The 14,739-nt window shown below is 51.8% G+C and carries 15 protein-coding genes; 10 read left to right on the top strand and 5 right to left on the bottom strand.

The annotated features are described in order from the left end of the window. Positions 1-131 precede the first annotated feature (131 nt). The 4 genes from M1D70_RS25910 (at position 132) to M1D70_RS25895 (ending at position 4,280) form a co-directional block, all read left to right on the top strand. Complete coding sequence (locus tag M1D70_RS25910) at positions 132-767, top strand: pyridoxamine 5'-phosphate oxidase family protein (protein WP_433941308.1); 636 nt, start codon at positions 132-134, stop codon at positions 765-767. 80 nt (positions 768-847) lie between these two features. Then, positions 848-2,053: a phosphoenolpyruvate hydrolase family protein gene (locus M1D70_RS25905; RefSeq protein WP_456288334.1), complete on the top strand. Its 1,206-nt coding sequence runs from the start codon at positions 848-850 to the stop codon at positions 2,051-2,053. A 129-nt stretch (positions 2,054-2,182) separates the two neighbouring features. Next, positions 2,183-3,394: a Tm-1-like ATP-binding domain-containing protein gene (locus M1D70_RS25900; RefSeq protein WP_456290502.1), complete on the top strand. Its 1,212-nt coding sequence runs from the start codon at positions 2,183-2,185 to the stop codon at positions 3,392-3,394. Positions 3,395-3,449: 55 nt separating this feature from the next. Further along, positions 3,450-4,280, top strand: a complete 831-nt coding sequence (locus tag M1D70_RS25895) for a phosphoenolpyruvate hydrolase family protein (RefSeq protein ID WP_456288333.1) — start codon at positions 3,450-3,452, stop codon at positions 4,278-4,280. A 179-nt stretch (positions 4,281-4,459) separates the two neighbouring features. On the opposite strand, the gene M1D70_RS25890 is transcribed toward M1D70_RS25895, so the two are convergent. Next, complete coding sequence (locus M1D70_RS25890; protein ID WP_456290522.1) at positions 4,460-4,636, bottom strand: hypothetical protein; 177 nt, start codon at positions 4,634-4,636, stop codon at positions 4,460-4,462. A gap of 184 nt (positions 4,637-4,820) precedes the next feature. Beyond that, entirely contained in the window at positions 4,821-5,138 is a 318-nt protein-coding gene (locus M1D70_RS25885) for a hypothetical protein (RefSeq protein WP_009593992.1), read from the bottom strand. Between the two features lie 170 nt (positions 5,139-5,308). On the opposite strand from M1D70_RS25885, the gene M1D70_RS25880 reads away from it, so the two are divergent. The 3 genes from M1D70_RS25880 to M1D70_RS25870 all read left to right on the top strand — a co-directional run bounded on the left by M1D70_RS25880 (position 5,309) and on the right by M1D70_RS25870 (position 8,118). After that, entirely contained in the window at positions 5,309-6,286 is a 978-nt protein-coding gene (locus tag M1D70_RS25880; RefSeq protein ID WP_456288332.1) for a LacI family DNA-binding transcriptional regulator, read from the top strand. A gap of 156 nt (positions 6,287-6,442) precedes the next feature. Continuing rightward, positions 6,443-7,369, top strand: coding sequence for a prenyltransferase (locus tag M1D70_RS25875; protein WP_009593967.1), 927 nt, complete (start codon positions 6,443-6,445; stop codon positions 7,367-7,369). 17 nt (positions 7,370-7,386) lie between these two features. After that, positions 7,387-8,118, top strand: coding sequence for a DUF6081 family protein (locus M1D70_RS25870; RefSeq protein ID WP_433941304.1), 732 nt, complete (start codon positions 7,387-7,389; stop codon positions 8,116-8,118). A 586-nt stretch (positions 8,119-8,704) separates the two neighbouring features. Here M1D70_RS25870 and M1D70_RS25865 read toward each other — a convergent pair. Genes M1D70_RS25865 through M1D70_RS25855 form a run of 3 tightly spaced genes read right to left on the bottom strand, consistent with a single transcriptional unit; the run spans position 8,705 to position 11,655 of the window. Beyond that, entirely contained in the window at positions 8,705-9,625 is a 921-nt protein-coding gene (locus M1D70_RS25865) for a glycine betaine ABC transporter substrate-binding protein (protein ID WP_009594437.1), read from the bottom strand. Between the two features lies 1 nt (position 9,626). Continuing rightward, a complete protein-coding gene (locus tag M1D70_RS25860) occupies positions 9,627-10,460 on the bottom strand; it encodes an ABC transporter permease (RefSeq protein WP_009594457.1) in 834 nt (277 codons plus the stop codon). Beyond that, on the bottom strand, positions 10,453-11,655 hold the full coding sequence (locus M1D70_RS25855; protein ID WP_009594445.1) for a quaternary amine ABC transporter ATP-binding protein: 1,203 nt from the start codon (positions 11,653-11,655) through the stop codon (positions 10,453-10,455). Before M1D70_RS25855 ends, M1D70_RS25860 begins: the two co-directional genes overlap by 8 nt. A gap of 370 nt (positions 11,656-12,025) precedes the next feature. On the opposite strand from M1D70_RS25855, the gene M1D70_RS25850 reads away from it, so the two are divergent. The 3 genes from M1D70_RS25850 to M1D70_RS25840 all read left to right on the top strand — a co-directional run bounded on the left by M1D70_RS25850 (position 12,026) and on the right by M1D70_RS25840 (position 14,688). Next, positions 12,026-12,595: a GbsR/MarR family transcriptional regulator gene (locus tag M1D70_RS25850; protein ID WP_009594429.1), complete on the top strand. Its 570-nt coding sequence runs from the start codon at positions 12,026-12,028 to the stop codon at positions 12,593-12,595. 172 nt (positions 12,596-12,767) lie between these two features. Next, positions 12,768-14,096 (top strand): alpha/beta hydrolase, encoded by a 1,329-nt coding sequence (locus M1D70_RS25845; protein ID WP_456288331.1) that lies wholly within the window; start codon positions 12,768-12,770, stop codon positions 14,094-14,096. A gap of 31 nt (positions 14,097-14,127) precedes the next feature. Then, on the top strand, positions 14,128-14,688 hold the full coding sequence (locus tag M1D70_RS25840; RefSeq protein ID WP_009594407.1) for a GNAT family N-acetyltransferase: 561 nt from the start codon (positions 14,128-14,130) through the stop codon (positions 14,686-14,688). The last annotated feature ends 51 nt before the right edge of the window (positions 14,689-14,739 follow it).

Below are 14,739 nucleotides of genomic sequence, written 5' to 3'. Positions count from 1 at the left end.
AAGGCTTCTCATAAGGTTCCTAGAACTTGTGAGGAGCTTTTTTTCATACTGTGGAAGGGAAGCAAGACGATCATTGCGTAGTATCGGAAATAAGAAAGGTATAAGATGAAGTTAATAGGAGGGTGGTTGTGATGTCAAAAATTCCGTTTCAATCGGTCGTTTCATCGGAGGAGGAGCTCCGAAACTTGTTCGGCGATTCCAATCGCGTGGTCAAACACAAAACGATTCATCGATTGGACCATCACTGCAAAGACTTTATTTCGAAGAGTCCCTTGTTGTTTATGGCTACTTCCGACGCATCCGGAGCCTGCGACGTTTCGCCTCGGGGAGATGCGGCGGGATTCGTGCATGTGATCGAGGAATCCTGCTTGGTCATTCCGGAGCGTCCGGGCAATCGACGGTTTGATTCACTGCGGAATATCCTGTCCAACCCTAAAGTCGGGATCGTGTTTGTCATACCGGGTTTGAAGGAGACCTTGCGAATCAACGGCAGCGCCGTCTTGGTAAGGGACGAGGAAATCCTGGATCGGCTTAGCGTACAAGGCAAACGCCCATGGCTTGGCATTGCGGTCTCGGTCGAGGAATGCTATATGCACTGTGCAAAAGCTTTCATGCGTTCGCAAGCATGGGATCCCGATTCCTGGATTCCCAGCGAACAGCTGCCGAACCCGTCCAAGATCATCGCGGATCATGTGAATCAAGATCACGTGACGGAGGAGATCGTTGCCCGGGGAATGCAGGACAGTTACACGAATCGGCTCTATTGATTTTCATTTATAATAGGTATAGCGATATAAGGAAACGATGAGATATGACGGTCAGATTGAAGATAAGGGGACCAATAACTTTGATAACGACCAGAGAACAGGTATTGGATCGATTACATAGGGGGATACAGACCCAGGAGCGATTGATCGGGGTAGCGGCAGGGGCAGGAATATCGGCAAAATATGCGGTCAAGGGCGGCGCCGATCTGATACTGGCCTTGAATTCGGGCCGTTTTCGGCAGATGGGGCTGGGCTCCCTGGCGGGCTTCATGCCCTATGCGAACTGCAATGAAATGGTGATGGATTTCGGCTCGCGCGAAATTCTGTCCGTGGTCCGCGACGCACCGGTGATATTCGGTTTATGCGGAACGGATCCAACCGTTCAGCTGCCGGGATACTTGGATGCCATTCGCGGAAGCGGTTTTGCCGGCATCATCAACTATCCGACGGTGGGAATGATTGACGGACAGTTCCGCGAAGCCTTGGAGGAAGAAGGCATCACGTATCTGCAGGAGGTGGAAGCCATCCGGATTGCCCATGAGCGCGATATGTTTACGATGGCCTTCGTATTCAATCCGGAGCAGACGACATGGATGCTGGATGCGGGAGCGGATATCATCTGCGCCCATCTGGGCGTTACGGCAGGCGGGATGATGGGGACCTCGAAATCATGGTCGCTGGAGAAGGGCGCCGAAATAGCCAGAGAAATTTTTGCCGTCTGTGACGACTCGGGCAAGCAGCCGATCAAGCTCGTATATGGCGGTCCGGTCCATACGCCCATCGATGTCCAGTACATGTACGACAACACGTCCGCCATGGGGTACGTGGGCGGCTCGAGCTTTGAGCGAACGCCGACGGAAGAAGCCATCGTGGATGCGACGCATCGTTTTAAGGCTACGGGCCATCTGGAGCAGGACCGGCAGCTGATGGACAAGCTGACGCAGCTTGATGAACCGATGGACTATGTTGCCTTTGTGAAAGAATACGTAGCCGAGCATTATGCAGACCCGATTTCAATGACGGAGCTGGCCGAACGGATCCACGTTTCAAGAACGCATCTTAGCGCGCTTTTTAACAGGGAAGTGGGGTGCAGCTTTCCCGAATATACAGCCAAATACCGTATTCACAAGGCGCAGGATATCATGAAGCACAGCAAGCTGTCCCTGGGCAGAATAGCGGAGCTGGTCGGTTACCCGGACTATGTTCATTTCAGCAAGACCTTCAAAAAATACGCGGGGATGTCTCCCCAGGCCTATCGCCAGCATATGAAAGACAAATATACATAAAGATCGTACATGGATACGATCCTTTTTATTTGAAAGCGCTGTATTATGGTCTTGCAGGGATCACATGCCGGACCCGTCATTCAGAACGGGGCAAGCGATCCTGAGAAGAGACACGGGGAGGTCTTTACGGTGAAAACCATAGCCATTGCGGGGACGTTTGATACGAAGGGTGCTGAGTTTTTACACGTTAAATCGGTGATCGAGAGCTTGGGGTTAAAGACGTTTACGATTCATAGCGGCGTGTTTGAGCCGATGTTCACGCCGGATGTAACCAACATCGAGGTTGCAGGTGCGGCAGGTGCGGATCTGCGCGAAATCGCGGCCCGGAAGGACCGGTCGGAAGGTACTGAAGTATTGGCTCAAGGGATGGAGCAAATCGTGCCGAAGCTGTATGCAGAGGGCAAATTCGACGCCATACTGTCATTCGGCGGTACGGGGGGAACTTCCATCGTCACCGCCGGCATGCGCGCATTGCCGATCGGCGTACCGAAATTGATGGTCTCCACCGTCGCTTCCGGCAATACGGCGCCTTATGTAGGGACAAGCGACATTATCATGTTTCCGTCCATCGTGGATGTATCCGGCCTGAACTCGTTTTCCACCAAAATATTCACGAACGCGGCACACGCGATAGCCGGCATGGTTAAGTTTGAATCGGCTGCGCCGATGGATAAAAAGCCGCTGATTGCAGCGACGATGTTCGGGGTAACGACCCCCTGCATCGATTATGCCAGAGAGCATCTGGAGTCACATGGGTACGAAGTGCTGGTGTTCCATGCAACCGGCACGGGCGGGCGAACGATGGAAAGCCTAATTGAGGCCGGATTCATTGACGGTGTATTGGATTTGACGACAACGGAATGGTGCGATGAGCTGGTTGGCGGCGTTTTGGCGGCAGGGCCGAATCGGCTGGAAGCAGCCGGACGCTGCAAGGTGCCGCAGGTCGTATCGACCGGGGCGCTCGATATGGTCAACTTTGGTCCGTACGATACCGTGCCGGAGGCATTCCGGGGACGAAACCTGTACAAGCATAACCCTTCGGTTACGCTGATGCGGACCACGGTGGAGGAGAACCGGCAGCTTGGCGGGATCCTTGCGGATAAACTGAATTCGTCGAAAGGTCCTACGGTGTTGATGCTGCCGCTGAAAGGCGTATCGATGCTCGATGTGGAAGGCGAAGCATTCCATGGAACGGAAGAGGATAAGATGCTGTTCGACACGTTAAGACAGCGGATAGACCGTGAGTCCGTTGAGCTGATCGAGATGAATACCGATATTAACGATCAAGCTTTTGCAGTGGCCGCGGCCGATAAGCTGATGGAATTGCTGAAGCGGCAATGAGAAGGGAAGCCACAGTCCACAGTGCCAAGAATTTCAACTCAAGGAGGAACATATCATGGCCATGCAAACAAGAGCAGAAGTATTAGCGAAACTAAAATCAGAGGTTGCAGCGGGTAAGGTGTTGTTGGGAGCTGGAGCAGGGACAGGGATTTCTGCCAAGAGCGCCGAAGCGGGCGGGGTAGACTTAATCATTATTTATAACTCGGGCCGTTACCGGATGGCCGGGCGGGGATCTCTCGCTGGACTGATGGCTTACGGGGATGCCAATCAGATCGTGGTGGACATGGGGAACGAGGTGCTGCCGGTCGTGAAGCATACGCCGGTGTTGGCGGGAGTTTGCGGCACGGACCCGTTCCGGATCATGGATATTTTTCTGAAGCAGCTGAAGGAGCAAGGGTTTGCGGGCGTGCAGAACTTTCCGACGGTGGGCTTGATTGACGGCGTATTCCGGGCGAATCTGGAAGAGACGGGCATGGGCTATGATCTTGAGGTCGAGATGATCCGGAAGGCGCATGAGCTGGATTTGGTGACCACGCCGTATGTGTTTGACGTCGATCAGGCGAAGAAAATGGCTGAAGCCGGAGCCGATGTTCTAGTTGCTCATATGGGTCTTACCACGAAAGGCACCATAGGCGCGAAAACGGCACTAACGCTCGACGATTGCGTGGACAAAATTCAAGCGATCTGCGATGCCGGAAAAGCCGTCAACCCGGAAATTATGATTCTGTGCCATGGCGGTCCGATTGCGGAGCCTGAGGACGCGGCGTATGTATTGTCCAGAACCCATGGAGTGGAAGGATTCTTCGGAGCATCCAGCATCGAGCGTTTTGCCACCGAGGTTGGCATCAAGCAGCAGACAGAGGTATTCAAGAATATTTCGAAATGAAGTCGTAAGCTGGAAAAAGCATGGTTATGATCCTAAGGAACGCAGAAGACTCCCGTCAGGGAGTCTTCTTGGTGTTTTATTGTCCGTTGGACTGAACCGACAAGGCCTGCAAGCGAATCGAAAACAGCGCATGAAATGGGAATTCCCTTCGCGCCAGGCGGCTCGCCTGTTGCCCGGGATCAATCCTCATCCTTGCGTTTGCTCTTGGATGCAGCCACGGCAAAGGCAATAACGACAAGCGGAATGAAGATAAACCATGGGATCGTAATCGTGGTCCCCAATAGCAGGGCAAGCAGCAGCAATACCACCATGCCAATGATCAAGTACAGGCAGCCTCTGCCGAACGTCTCCATCATCCATCATCTCCTTTTGAGAAGGATAACGTAATGGACAAGTCGCAGGTTTCGCAAAACATGGCAAAAAGGCAGAAGCCTTGCCCTTGCCATCACGCCCTTTTTTGGTCACGCTGACAATGAATGAAGGTTTCCACCCAATCACAGTGTAAAGTATGAAAAGCATACCAGATCAAGATCAAATTTTTTATCGCTGTTCATCTTTTGCGTTCATTTTATAATCCTTCAAAGCGCTCAGATTGGCTCGGGAATTCCCAAGCGGCGGCTTTTTGTCGCCTGGTTCCGGAGGCAGACGGTGAAGCACTTCCCGAAGCAGGGCATGATTCTCCCACACGATTTCATGAATTTCGCCCACCGTATAGAATAAGGCGCCCAAGATTGCGCCGCCAATAAGCCAAGCGATGCCTGTCAGCCAATTGCCCTCCATGATGATATGAATGATGACTCCTCCGATAAAACCGCCGATGAACCATACAGCGCCAAGCGTCTTGAACAGTTTCGACATGCCGATACCTCCATAGGGATGATATCATCAATCGTACCAAAAAAAGTAAGTCATGGATATGAGGCAATACGAACGCAGAGGCCTCAACTGCTGGAGGCTTAATTTTGAATAGAGGAAGCAATCATGATAGTATCAGGAATGAACCAGTGGATGAAGGGGGCATATCGATTGTGGCCAATATTAAAGAGATAGCCAAGCTTGCAGGCGTGTCGGTATCAACTGTATCCCGGGTGCTGAATAACCACCCTTATGTCAGAGAAGAGAAGCGGGCACGCGTGCTGGAAACGATGAAGCAGCTGAAATACGCCCGGAATATGAATGCGGTCCATCTGATTACAGGGAAAACGATGAATATTGCCATTATGCTTCCGTTTATTAATCATGCCTACTTCTCCTTGCTGATGGAAGGAGCCGGCCAAGAAGCGCTTGCCGCTAGCTATCGCCTCATCCTGTGCCAAACCGGGTATGCGCCGGATAAGGAAATGGAAGTGCTGGAGATGCTGCGTAACCGCGAGATTGACGGCATCATTATTCTATCATCGGCCGTGACGCCTAAACAGATCGAAGCCTATTGCGCTTACGGACCGATTGTATGCTGTCAGGATGCAGGGGAACGCTTATTTTCTTCTATATATATAAACCATGCTGAGGCATTTCGCAGTGCCATGCATTATTTGATAAGGCGGGGACATCGCCGCATCGGCTTCACCGTAGGAAGACTGGACAGTCCGAGCACGAGAGCGCGCCAAGCGGCCTATGAAGAAGTGCTTCAGGAAATCGGAGAGCCTTACCGCGAGGAATGGATCCTGGACGGCTGTATTGATCTCGAGGACGGTGCAGCGATTATGGATCGGCTGTCGGGTATGGAGGAACGTCCCAGCGCCATATTGGTGACGGGTGACCATGTGGCCGCCGGGTTAATCTATGAAGCGGAGAAAAGAGGGCTGTCCATCCCGCAAGAGCTGGCCGTCATCGGATTCGACAACCAGCCGATCGGCAAAATGCTGGGCCTTACTACGATCGATAACCGCCTGTTTGATATGGGTACGGAGGCTTTCAGGATACTCTATGTCCATATTCAAGGGGAGCAGAAGGAGCCGATTCGCAAGGAGCTTGCTTTCGAGCTGATTGAACGTTCGTCGGTCTAAATGGCTGCAAAACCAAGTTCTAACAAACGGATTACAAAGTTCGACAATTGTGATATTCTTATCTATGCAAGTGCTTTGTTTCACAACGCTAAACGTCTGCAAGCGATTTGCAGGCGTTCTATTCTGTATCATAGAAGGGAAAGGAGCATATCAAACGTGGATGCCCTTACACAGTTTAAAAAAGCTTCCCGAATCAAAGTGATTCCCGTCATGCTGATTCCGGTCGCTTTGGGAGCGCTCGGGGCTTACGTATGGACGGGTACATTTCATATAGGCCTTTTTTTATTGACCTTGATCGGGAGCGGCGCTGCCCATTTGTTCTCCAATATGGTGAACGATTTATGGGACTATAAGAACGGAACGGACACGGAAGCGCAGGAGCATGTAGATGCGATCTCCACCAACTCCGGGTTTTTGACCAAGGGGGTCTGGTCGCTCCGTAAGTTCGAGGTCGTCACCTGGACGCTGTTCGGGATCGCGGCGCTGAGCGGCATCATCCTCAGCTTGATCAGCGGCTGGTGGGCTTTTGTCTTTGGCGGGCTCGGCGGGTTGATCGCTTACTTTTACGTCGCACCGCCGATCCAATTCGGTTATCGAGGCAAGGGCTACAGTGAAATTGCGATTTTGCTGTCCTTTGGTATTTTGCCGGTGATGGGCGCATACTACGTTCAAACCTCACATATGGATGTTCGGGCCTTGCTGCTGTCACTGCCCATCGGGCTGCTGACAACGTTGATTTTGTTCAACCATCACTTTTTGCATTGGCAGGCAGACCGTCAGGCCGGGAAGAAGACCCTGGTCGTGGTATGGGGCGAAAAGAGAGCGCTGAACTTCTCGCGAGTTCTGCTGCTGCTGGCCTGCCTCTCCTTGATAGCCTGCGTATTGGCCGGAGCACTCCCGCCTTACGCACTGATTGCGCTGCTTACGATTATTCCGTTGTATCTTGTCTATGGAAGGCTGAAGGACAGCAACCGTTCCGAGGCGTATTTACCGCTGATGGGCGCGTCAACGATGACCACCATGCGCTGCGGCGGCGTTCTGATCCTGTCATTGATCATTCAGGGAATCATTCAGACTTTGTAAGGAAGAAGGGGAAATAGATGGAACAACAACGCGTTTTTGGTGATTTTCACTCCATCCTGTCCGAGAGCGGGACGTGGAAGATCGGCGGTTTTCCGCTGCCGGACGGTTCATTCTGGGAATATCGCGAGCCGAATGCGGTCGTTATCGTCCGCAATGGCATTCTGTACGTGCGCGCACCGCTGAGCCGCCAGAATAACCAGATCCAAATTCTCGATAACGCCAAGCATATGTATTATTCCAACGAAGAAGTGGACGTGCCGGAATCCGGCGAGGTGACCTTCGAGCTGCAAATTCGGGCCCGCACCCAAGGTACGGTGCCCGGCGACTTGTATGACGGCTACGTATCTTTGAATCTGCTTGATTTCAGCACCGGCGCGGCACTGGACTTTTTTGCCTCGAACGACAAATACGCCAGCGTGTATGCGGTCCTGCCGTTCCCGGGCGTGCAGGTGCCGGAATCGGACAAGACCCGTTACTTCTGCATTTTCAAAGAGGAAGATACGCACTTTACGCCGCGTGAATTCAACACGTACAAAATCACGTATAACCGTGCCGAAGACGAAGCTGTCTTCTACGTGAACGGCGAAGAGATCCGCCGGGAGAAAAACATCCCGATCAAGTTCAACAAATTCACCATCGCGCTTGGCATCATGACCGAAAAAGACCTGACGCCGGAGGGCAGCGTATCCGTGCATGGACAAACCGTCATTGCCGAATACTCTCCCGTGACGGTCACGATAAAAGAGTAGACTTATATAATGAAAAAAGATCATGCCATGTTGGTATGGTCTTTTTTCATTCGTTAGAGAAGGGCCTGCGGCAATGCTCGAGGTCGAATCGGGGAAGCTGAAGCCCCCGAAAGCCAAAGAAGCCGAGCCGGCAAGCCTGTGAGTCCCAAGGGGATTCACAGCATGTTCGGCTATTCGGGTGTAGGAAGATAGAGGGGAGCCAGTGGCAGTCCCACAAGCCGAGCCGGCAAGCCTGTGAGTCCCAAGGGGATTCGCAGCATGTCCGGCCATAAATCAGGCTAAGCTGACCGTGTGGAACTGATCAGCTTAGCCCCTTCCCCGCCCAGCCCCAAAAAGCCATCCTTGAAGAATGGGTTGGCTCTCATTGCGGGAAAGATTGGAGGCCGAGCCCAAGAAAAGAGGATGTATCCGTGGAGGAGACCTGGCGTTCGCCTTTGAAACCGGGAAAATACCGCAAAATATCATCCTGTTTTCCTGGTTTCAACAGCGACCGGAACGGATACATCCTCCCCAGACCAGGCCGACTAATCTTGACATCCAAAAAAGAAAGCCATCCCACAAACCATGGGATGGCTTTCATTCATCATTATTTCAGATCCTCAATCGAATTGGCTTCCACGTAAGACGGAACCACCAGTCCGGTTTTTACGCCTTCCATGTTGGCGCCAAGGTCTTCCACTTGGTCCTTGAATTTATCCCAGTAGTCCGCATGCGTCAGTGGCAGCCAAGCAGCCACGGTGGCGTCCACGTCGCCGTTGGCAACGCCGGTCCACATAGGGCCTGCTTCAACTTGAAGGGCCTCAACTTTGTAACCCAGCTTTTCTTCCATGATCACTTTCAGCAGGTTGGTGCTGGCAATTTCGGAATCCCAAGCCACATAACTGAATTTGAAGCTTTTGCCGTCAACCGGCTGAACGCCTTCGAGCCAAGCATCGACTTTCTCCGCATTGCTGTCCGCCCATTCTTTAGCAGCAGCCTCAGGGTCTTGGCCTTCTTGGATCGCGGTCATAATCTGACCCATATCGTCGGACGTCCATTTGAAATTGCTCAGGAACTTATAAGCTTCCGGATGATCTTCCTGAAGTCCAAGGCGGGCAACGGTGTGGATCTCTTCCGCTTCACCGTAGACCTTCTTCGGATCTTCCAGATACTTCAGATCGTATTTGGCGAACATCCAGTGCGGAGTCCAACCGGTAATAATGATCGGATCTTCGTTCTTGATGGCTTTATCGAGAGTTGCCGTCATGGCCGCGCCGGAACCTTCGATCAGTTTCCAGTCGGTCAATCCATATTCCTCAATCGCAGCAGCCGTTGCTTTCATAATACCCGCGCCAGGATCAATACCGATGATTTCATGTTTGACTTGATCGCCGAGGGAAGCGGTGGAACCGCCATCAGCCCCGTTGTCCGTCGTTCCATTCGCGCCACCGTTTCCGCCCTGACCGCAAGCGGACAGGACCAGAATAGCAGCCAAGCTCAGCAGCAACCAAAACTTCTGTTTCTTCAAATTAAGCACCCCTTTTTTTCGATTTAAATATATTTTGAGTAAAGCGGTCGAGGACAATCGCCAAAATGACGACGGCCAAGCCGGCTTCAAACCCTTTACCGATTTGCAGCTGCGTTACTGCACGATATACCTCGGCACCGATACCTTGGGCACCGATCATCGAAGCGATAACCACCATCGACAACGAGAGCATGATGGTCTGGTTGATGCCGGCCATCAAGGTTGGCATGGCCAGCGGCAGCTGCACCTTGAACAATTTCTGCCCGGAAGTCGAACCGAATGCATCCGCAGCTTCCGTCAATTCACCGGATACTTGATTAATCCCGAGACGGGTCAGGCGAATCGTTGGCGGAATAGCGAAGATAACCGAAGCAATAACCCCCGGAACCACACCCAGACTGAAGAACGTGACGGCAGGCAGCAAGTACACAAAGGCCGGCATGGTCTGCATAAAGTCCAGAACCGGTATGATCACGCGGGATGCGGACTTGCTGTAGGCCGCCCATATCCCCAGCGGAACACCCAGTATAACGGAGATCAATGCGGCCGTGATGACCAGACTGAGCGTGCTCATCGTCTGTGACCAGTAGCCCAAGTTGTCGATCAGCAGGAAGCCGATGGCCGTGAACAAGGTCAACGGCAGGCGACCCAGCAGGTAGGCAATGACGGCCAGGATAACGATGAACAGATACGGATGAGGAAGCATGAACAAATCCGTAAACAACTGCACAACGTTCTCGATAATGAAGGAGATGGCATCAAAGAATCCGGAGAACACGTCTCCCATCCAATCGACCAAGGAATCAACCCAGCTGGCAAGAGGGATCTTAGGCATCTTGCGTCACCTCCTCGTTCTTGGTTTCCCCGGCCAAGGCACCAAGGACGGCACCGCGGACGATAACGCCCATCAGTCGGCCGGTGTCATCCACAACGGCCAATGGCACTTTGGACATGCTCGTAATTTCAAACAATTCATTTAGCAGCGTGTCGGGTCCGACGCTCGGTCCGTCCGTGATGAGAATATCCGCAAGCTTGCGGTTATTCTTCATGGCATCCGATGCATCTTCCGCCGTAATGACGCCGAGCAGCTTCTTCGAACGGTCGATCACGAACAGGTTCGAGATGCCGCGTTCACGCATAAGCTCCAGCGCAACCCGAGGCCCGCGATCCATCGTGATGGTTTCCGGACGGCGCATAACCCGTGAAGCGGTAAGCACCTTGGACAGATCCACGTCTTCCACGAACCGTTCAACGTAGTCGTTGGCAGGCTGGGTCAAGATCTCCTCCGGCGTGCCGATCTGCACGATCGAGCCGTCCTTCATCAAGGCAATGCGGTCGCCGATCCGAAGAGCTTCGTCCAAGTCGTGGGTAATGAACACGATGGTTTTTTTCATTTTGTCCTGGAGCTCGATCAATTCGTCCTGCATATCTCTGCGAATGAGCGGATCCAGTGCGCTGAAGGCTTCGTCCATCAGCAGAATCTCCGGATCGTTGGCAAGCGCACGGGCCAGACCGACGCGCTGCTGCATGCCGCCGCTGAGCTGATCGGGCATTTTTTCCTCCCAGCCCTTTAAACCTACAAGCTCAAGCGACTTCATGGCGGCTTCGCGGCGCTTGCTCTTGTCTACCTTTTGAATCTCCAAACCGTATTCCACATTGTCCACAACCGTGCGATGGGGGAACAAGGCGAACTTCTGGAACACCATGCTGATTTTTTTGCGGCGCACTTCCCGAAGCTGTTCCTTGTTCATTTTTCGCAGGTCCTTGCCGTGTATCAAGATTTCACCCGATGTTGGTTCAATCAACCGATTTAGCAAACGGACGAGTGTAGACTTTCCGCTGCCCGACAGCCCCATGATCACGAAGATCTCGCCTTCCTGAATATCGAAGCTGACACGGTTAACGCCAACCGTTATATTTTTCTCTTTTGCAATTCGCGCTTTACTCCAGCCTTGCTCAAGCAATTGAAGCCCTTGTTCCGGGTTCGCGCCGAACAATTTGCTGACTTTGTTAACTTGCAGAATAGCCAAAAGTACTCCTCCTTTTATTGTATAGAGACGCGTCCATTTGACCGAGTCTTTGCCGCTGTCATCTCGTAAACCCATGTCACCCATTGTAACAACCGATACGCAAAGTATCAAACGTTATATCCGTACGTAAAGTACGTACAGTAAAAACTGTACAAAGTTATCCTTTGAAATGCTCTCATATGCTCCGATATCCTCCAAAGCGATCTTCTTTACTTTTAAAATAGCTTTCCCTACAATAGATCAGAGAATGTGTGTGGATTCGGCTTGTTTAGATTTCATTGAGATCGTTCACACTACACTTCGAGTCCACCTAGTTTTGTTATGTTGACATGACTTCTTGGATGGCTACAGTATAGAGGAGGCTGCAAGCATGGGCTTGTACCATTTAGATGATGAACGGCAGGCAGCCGTGCAGAAGATTCGTAAGCGTGTCATTGAAAATATTGGACGGAATATGGACTTGTACGGCATTCCACACTCAACGGGACATTTATACGGATTACTTTATTTTGCAGATAAACCGATGAACCTGGATGAAATGGGACAGGAAATGAAGATGAGCAAGACCAGCATGAGTACAGGCGTGCGGACGCTGCTCGATTATAAAATGGTCAACAAGGTATGGGAGAAGGGCTCTCGCAAGGATTTGTATGAAGTGGAGTACGACTGGTACCAGACCTTCTTTGATTTTTTCGATATTAAATGGCGTAAATCGGTGGAGAGCAACATTTTGGTCCTTCGCAAAGCGCTTGACGAAACGGAGAAGCTCTGCAAAGCGCATGAGGATGACGAAGAGCTGGTAGCGGTGCTGCAAGAGGATCAGGCGAAGATGCGTGAGGCCGTTGCTTACTATAAATGGCTGGAGCGATTGATTGATACTTTCGTGGATGGCGAAATCTTCAACTATGTGCCGAAAGAGCCGCCTGAGGGCAAATCCTGATCTTGAATATGGGGAAATTCCCCAGTATAATGTGAAGTAAGGCAATGCTTACCTAAGAGGTACAACCTGATTTTATCGGGTTGTGCCTTTTTTTGTTATATGGCGCTGCCTTAAGCCAATAATCCGCATGTTAATCGCACATGTGGTGCAAAAATAATCAGGAGGGGTTAGAATGGTCAGTATGTCCTCAAGAATGGTAGAGATCGCAGATTTTCCATCGGTTAGCTTAAGCAATACCCGGAGTTTGTATGTATATCTTCCACCCAGTTATCACGAGAATACGGAGAAGCATTATGCCGTACTCTATATGCATGACGGGCAGCACGTATTTTCGGCGGATGAACGTGGCGGCTCGTGGGATATGCACATCACCGCGGATCGGCTGGTTTCCGAAGGGCGGATGGAGGAGATTATCATCGTTGGCATCGCCACGGTTCCCCATCAAAGGCTGAACGAGTATTTCCATGACAACCCACGGATGCATCAGGTGTTCGATCCGCCGTTTGCCGGCGAACGGTACGAAGCCTTTATCATTGAAGAAGTAATGCCTTATATCAACCAGAATTTTCGCACGTTGAGGGGCCCGGAGCATACGGCTATGATGGGTTCGTCCGCGGGCGGGATCGTCACCTACAACATCGGTTTCCGGAGGCCGGATGTGTTCGGTAGCATTGCGGTCATGTCGCCTTATTTCGTCAGAGCCCAATTCGATGAACGGGGCGAACTGAAGGAACATACCTTTTATGAAAGATACGGTACGCACCCGAATCTTCGGGTTTGGCTGGATATGGGCGGTGCGGAAGGAGTTTTCATGGAAAAATACGCCCGGGCGGAAGCGGAACGCTTGGTTCAGGACGGTTTTGTGCCGGGGGATGATCTTATGCTGTTCCTGGATCCGGGAGCGGCTCACAGCCAAAGCGACTGGGCAGGCAGAGCACAGGCGCCGCTGCTGTATTTTTTCGGAAACATTGGTGAACCGGTCTCGATCAAGCTGTATGGCGACGGCGTCGCAGGGGTAAACGGCCCCGTCAAGCAACTGAATCCGGTCATTACATACGACAGCGGATTTGTTCAAACGTTGATGAATGGAACATATCATGTTGAGTCTCCGGAATTACTCACGATACTGCCGGACGGAACGCTCAAGCCTCGGACTCCCGGCAGCACCCGGATTACGCTGCACATGGGAAGCTTAAGCGCGGATAAAGAGATTACGATTGTTGAAGAACTTCCGGAATTCGTGAAAGTCGCGATTGAGGTGAAGGTCCCGCCTGCAACGCCCGTTTCTCCAATGATCTATGCCGGATTTGAGATTCCGTACAGCGGAGAGGGCGTTTACAGGGGAAGCGCGATGGTACCGCATGGTTTGTCTTTTACGTTCAAGGTATCGCGAGGGTTTGGATTGCATGAGAAGATCGGGGATCCCAAAGTGAAACGGCGTTCGTTTACGGCATCGTCCGACTTGGAGCTGTTTTACGAGGTTGAGGACTGGGATGTTTAAAGATGGATTAGCAATTGGAGGTTGAATCAGCATGACCATCAGATCAGCAAGGCCACAGGATGCGGTTGCGGCAGCCAGGCTGCTGTATGACGCACTGCACGATGTAGCGCATCGGTTAACGGGGGAAGAGAGCGAAGAGAATGCGATTGAAGTGCTGGAGCAATATTTCCGGGCGGAAGAAGGCAGGCTCAGTTACCGTCAGTCTGCCGTGAAGGAGATCGACGGCGAGGTGGCCGGCATCATCGTTGCTTACGGCGGCGATCAAGCGGCGGAATTGGATCGTCCCATCCTGGATCGGCTGCGGAAGCTGAAGAACGACCCTTCCGTAACGCTGGATCAAGAAGCGGATGAGGATGAGTACTATATCGATACGTTATCCGTTTCCCCGCAGTTTGGAGGCAAGGGGATCGGTTCGGCGCTTATACTTCATGCGGAGAACCGGGCGAAGGAGCTGAAGTACCATAAAATTGCCCTCGCCGTGGTGACGGACAATCATCGTGCCCATTCCTTGTACGACCGAAAAGGATATAAAACGGATAAGGACATCATGATTAACGGGCATGTTTATCATCATATGGTCAAGCCCGTGTAGAAAAAAATAAACAATTTATAAACCGCCTATTTACAAATGGTAATAGGTGGT

It is taken from the genome of Paenibacillus sp. AK002 (genome assembly GCF_053903045.1).
The sequence above is the reverse complement of the archived record's forward strand: the minus strand, read 5'-3'. Positions and strand labels throughout refer to the sequence as shown.

What these genes read in the sequence shown, in the direction of transcription:
- M1D70_RS25910 (WP_433941308.1), top strand. Translation starts at nt 132, where the DNA reads ATGTCAAAAATTCCGTTTCAATCGGTCGTTTCATCGGAGGAGGAGCTC.
- M1D70_RS25895 (WP_456288333.1), top strand. Translation starts at nt 3,450, where the DNA reads ATGGCCATGCAAACAAGAGCAGAAGTATTAGCGAAACTAAAATCAGAG.
- M1D70_RS25890 (WP_456290522.1), bottom strand. Translation starts at nt 4,636, where the DNA reads ATGATGGAGACGTTCGGCAGAGGCTGCCTGTACTTGATCATTGGCATG.
- M1D70_RS25885 (WP_009593992.1), bottom strand. Translation starts at nt 5,138, where the DNA reads ATGTCGAAACTGTTCAAGACGCTTGGCGCTGTATGGTTCATCGGCGGT.
- M1D70_RS25870 (WP_433941304.1), top strand. Translation starts at nt 7,387, where the DNA reads ATGGAACAACAACGCGTTTTTGGTGATTTTCACTCCATCCTGTCCGAG.
- M1D70_RS25860 (WP_009594457.1), bottom strand. Translation starts at nt 10,460, where the DNA reads ATGCCTAAGATCCCTCTTGCCAGCTGGGTTGATTCCTTGGTCGATTGG.
- M1D70_RS25850 (WP_009594429.1), top strand. Translation starts at nt 12,026, where the DNA reads ATGGGCTTGTACCATTTAGATGATGAACGGCAGGCAGCCGTGCAGAAG.
- M1D70_RS25845 (WP_456288331.1), top strand. Translation starts at nt 12,768, where the DNA reads ATGGTCAGTATGTCCTCAAGAATGGTAGAGATCGCAGATTTTCCATCG.
- M1D70_RS25840 (WP_009594407.1), top strand. Translation starts at nt 14,128, where the DNA reads ATGACCATCAGATCAGCAAGGCCACAGGATGCGGTTGCGGCAGCCAGG.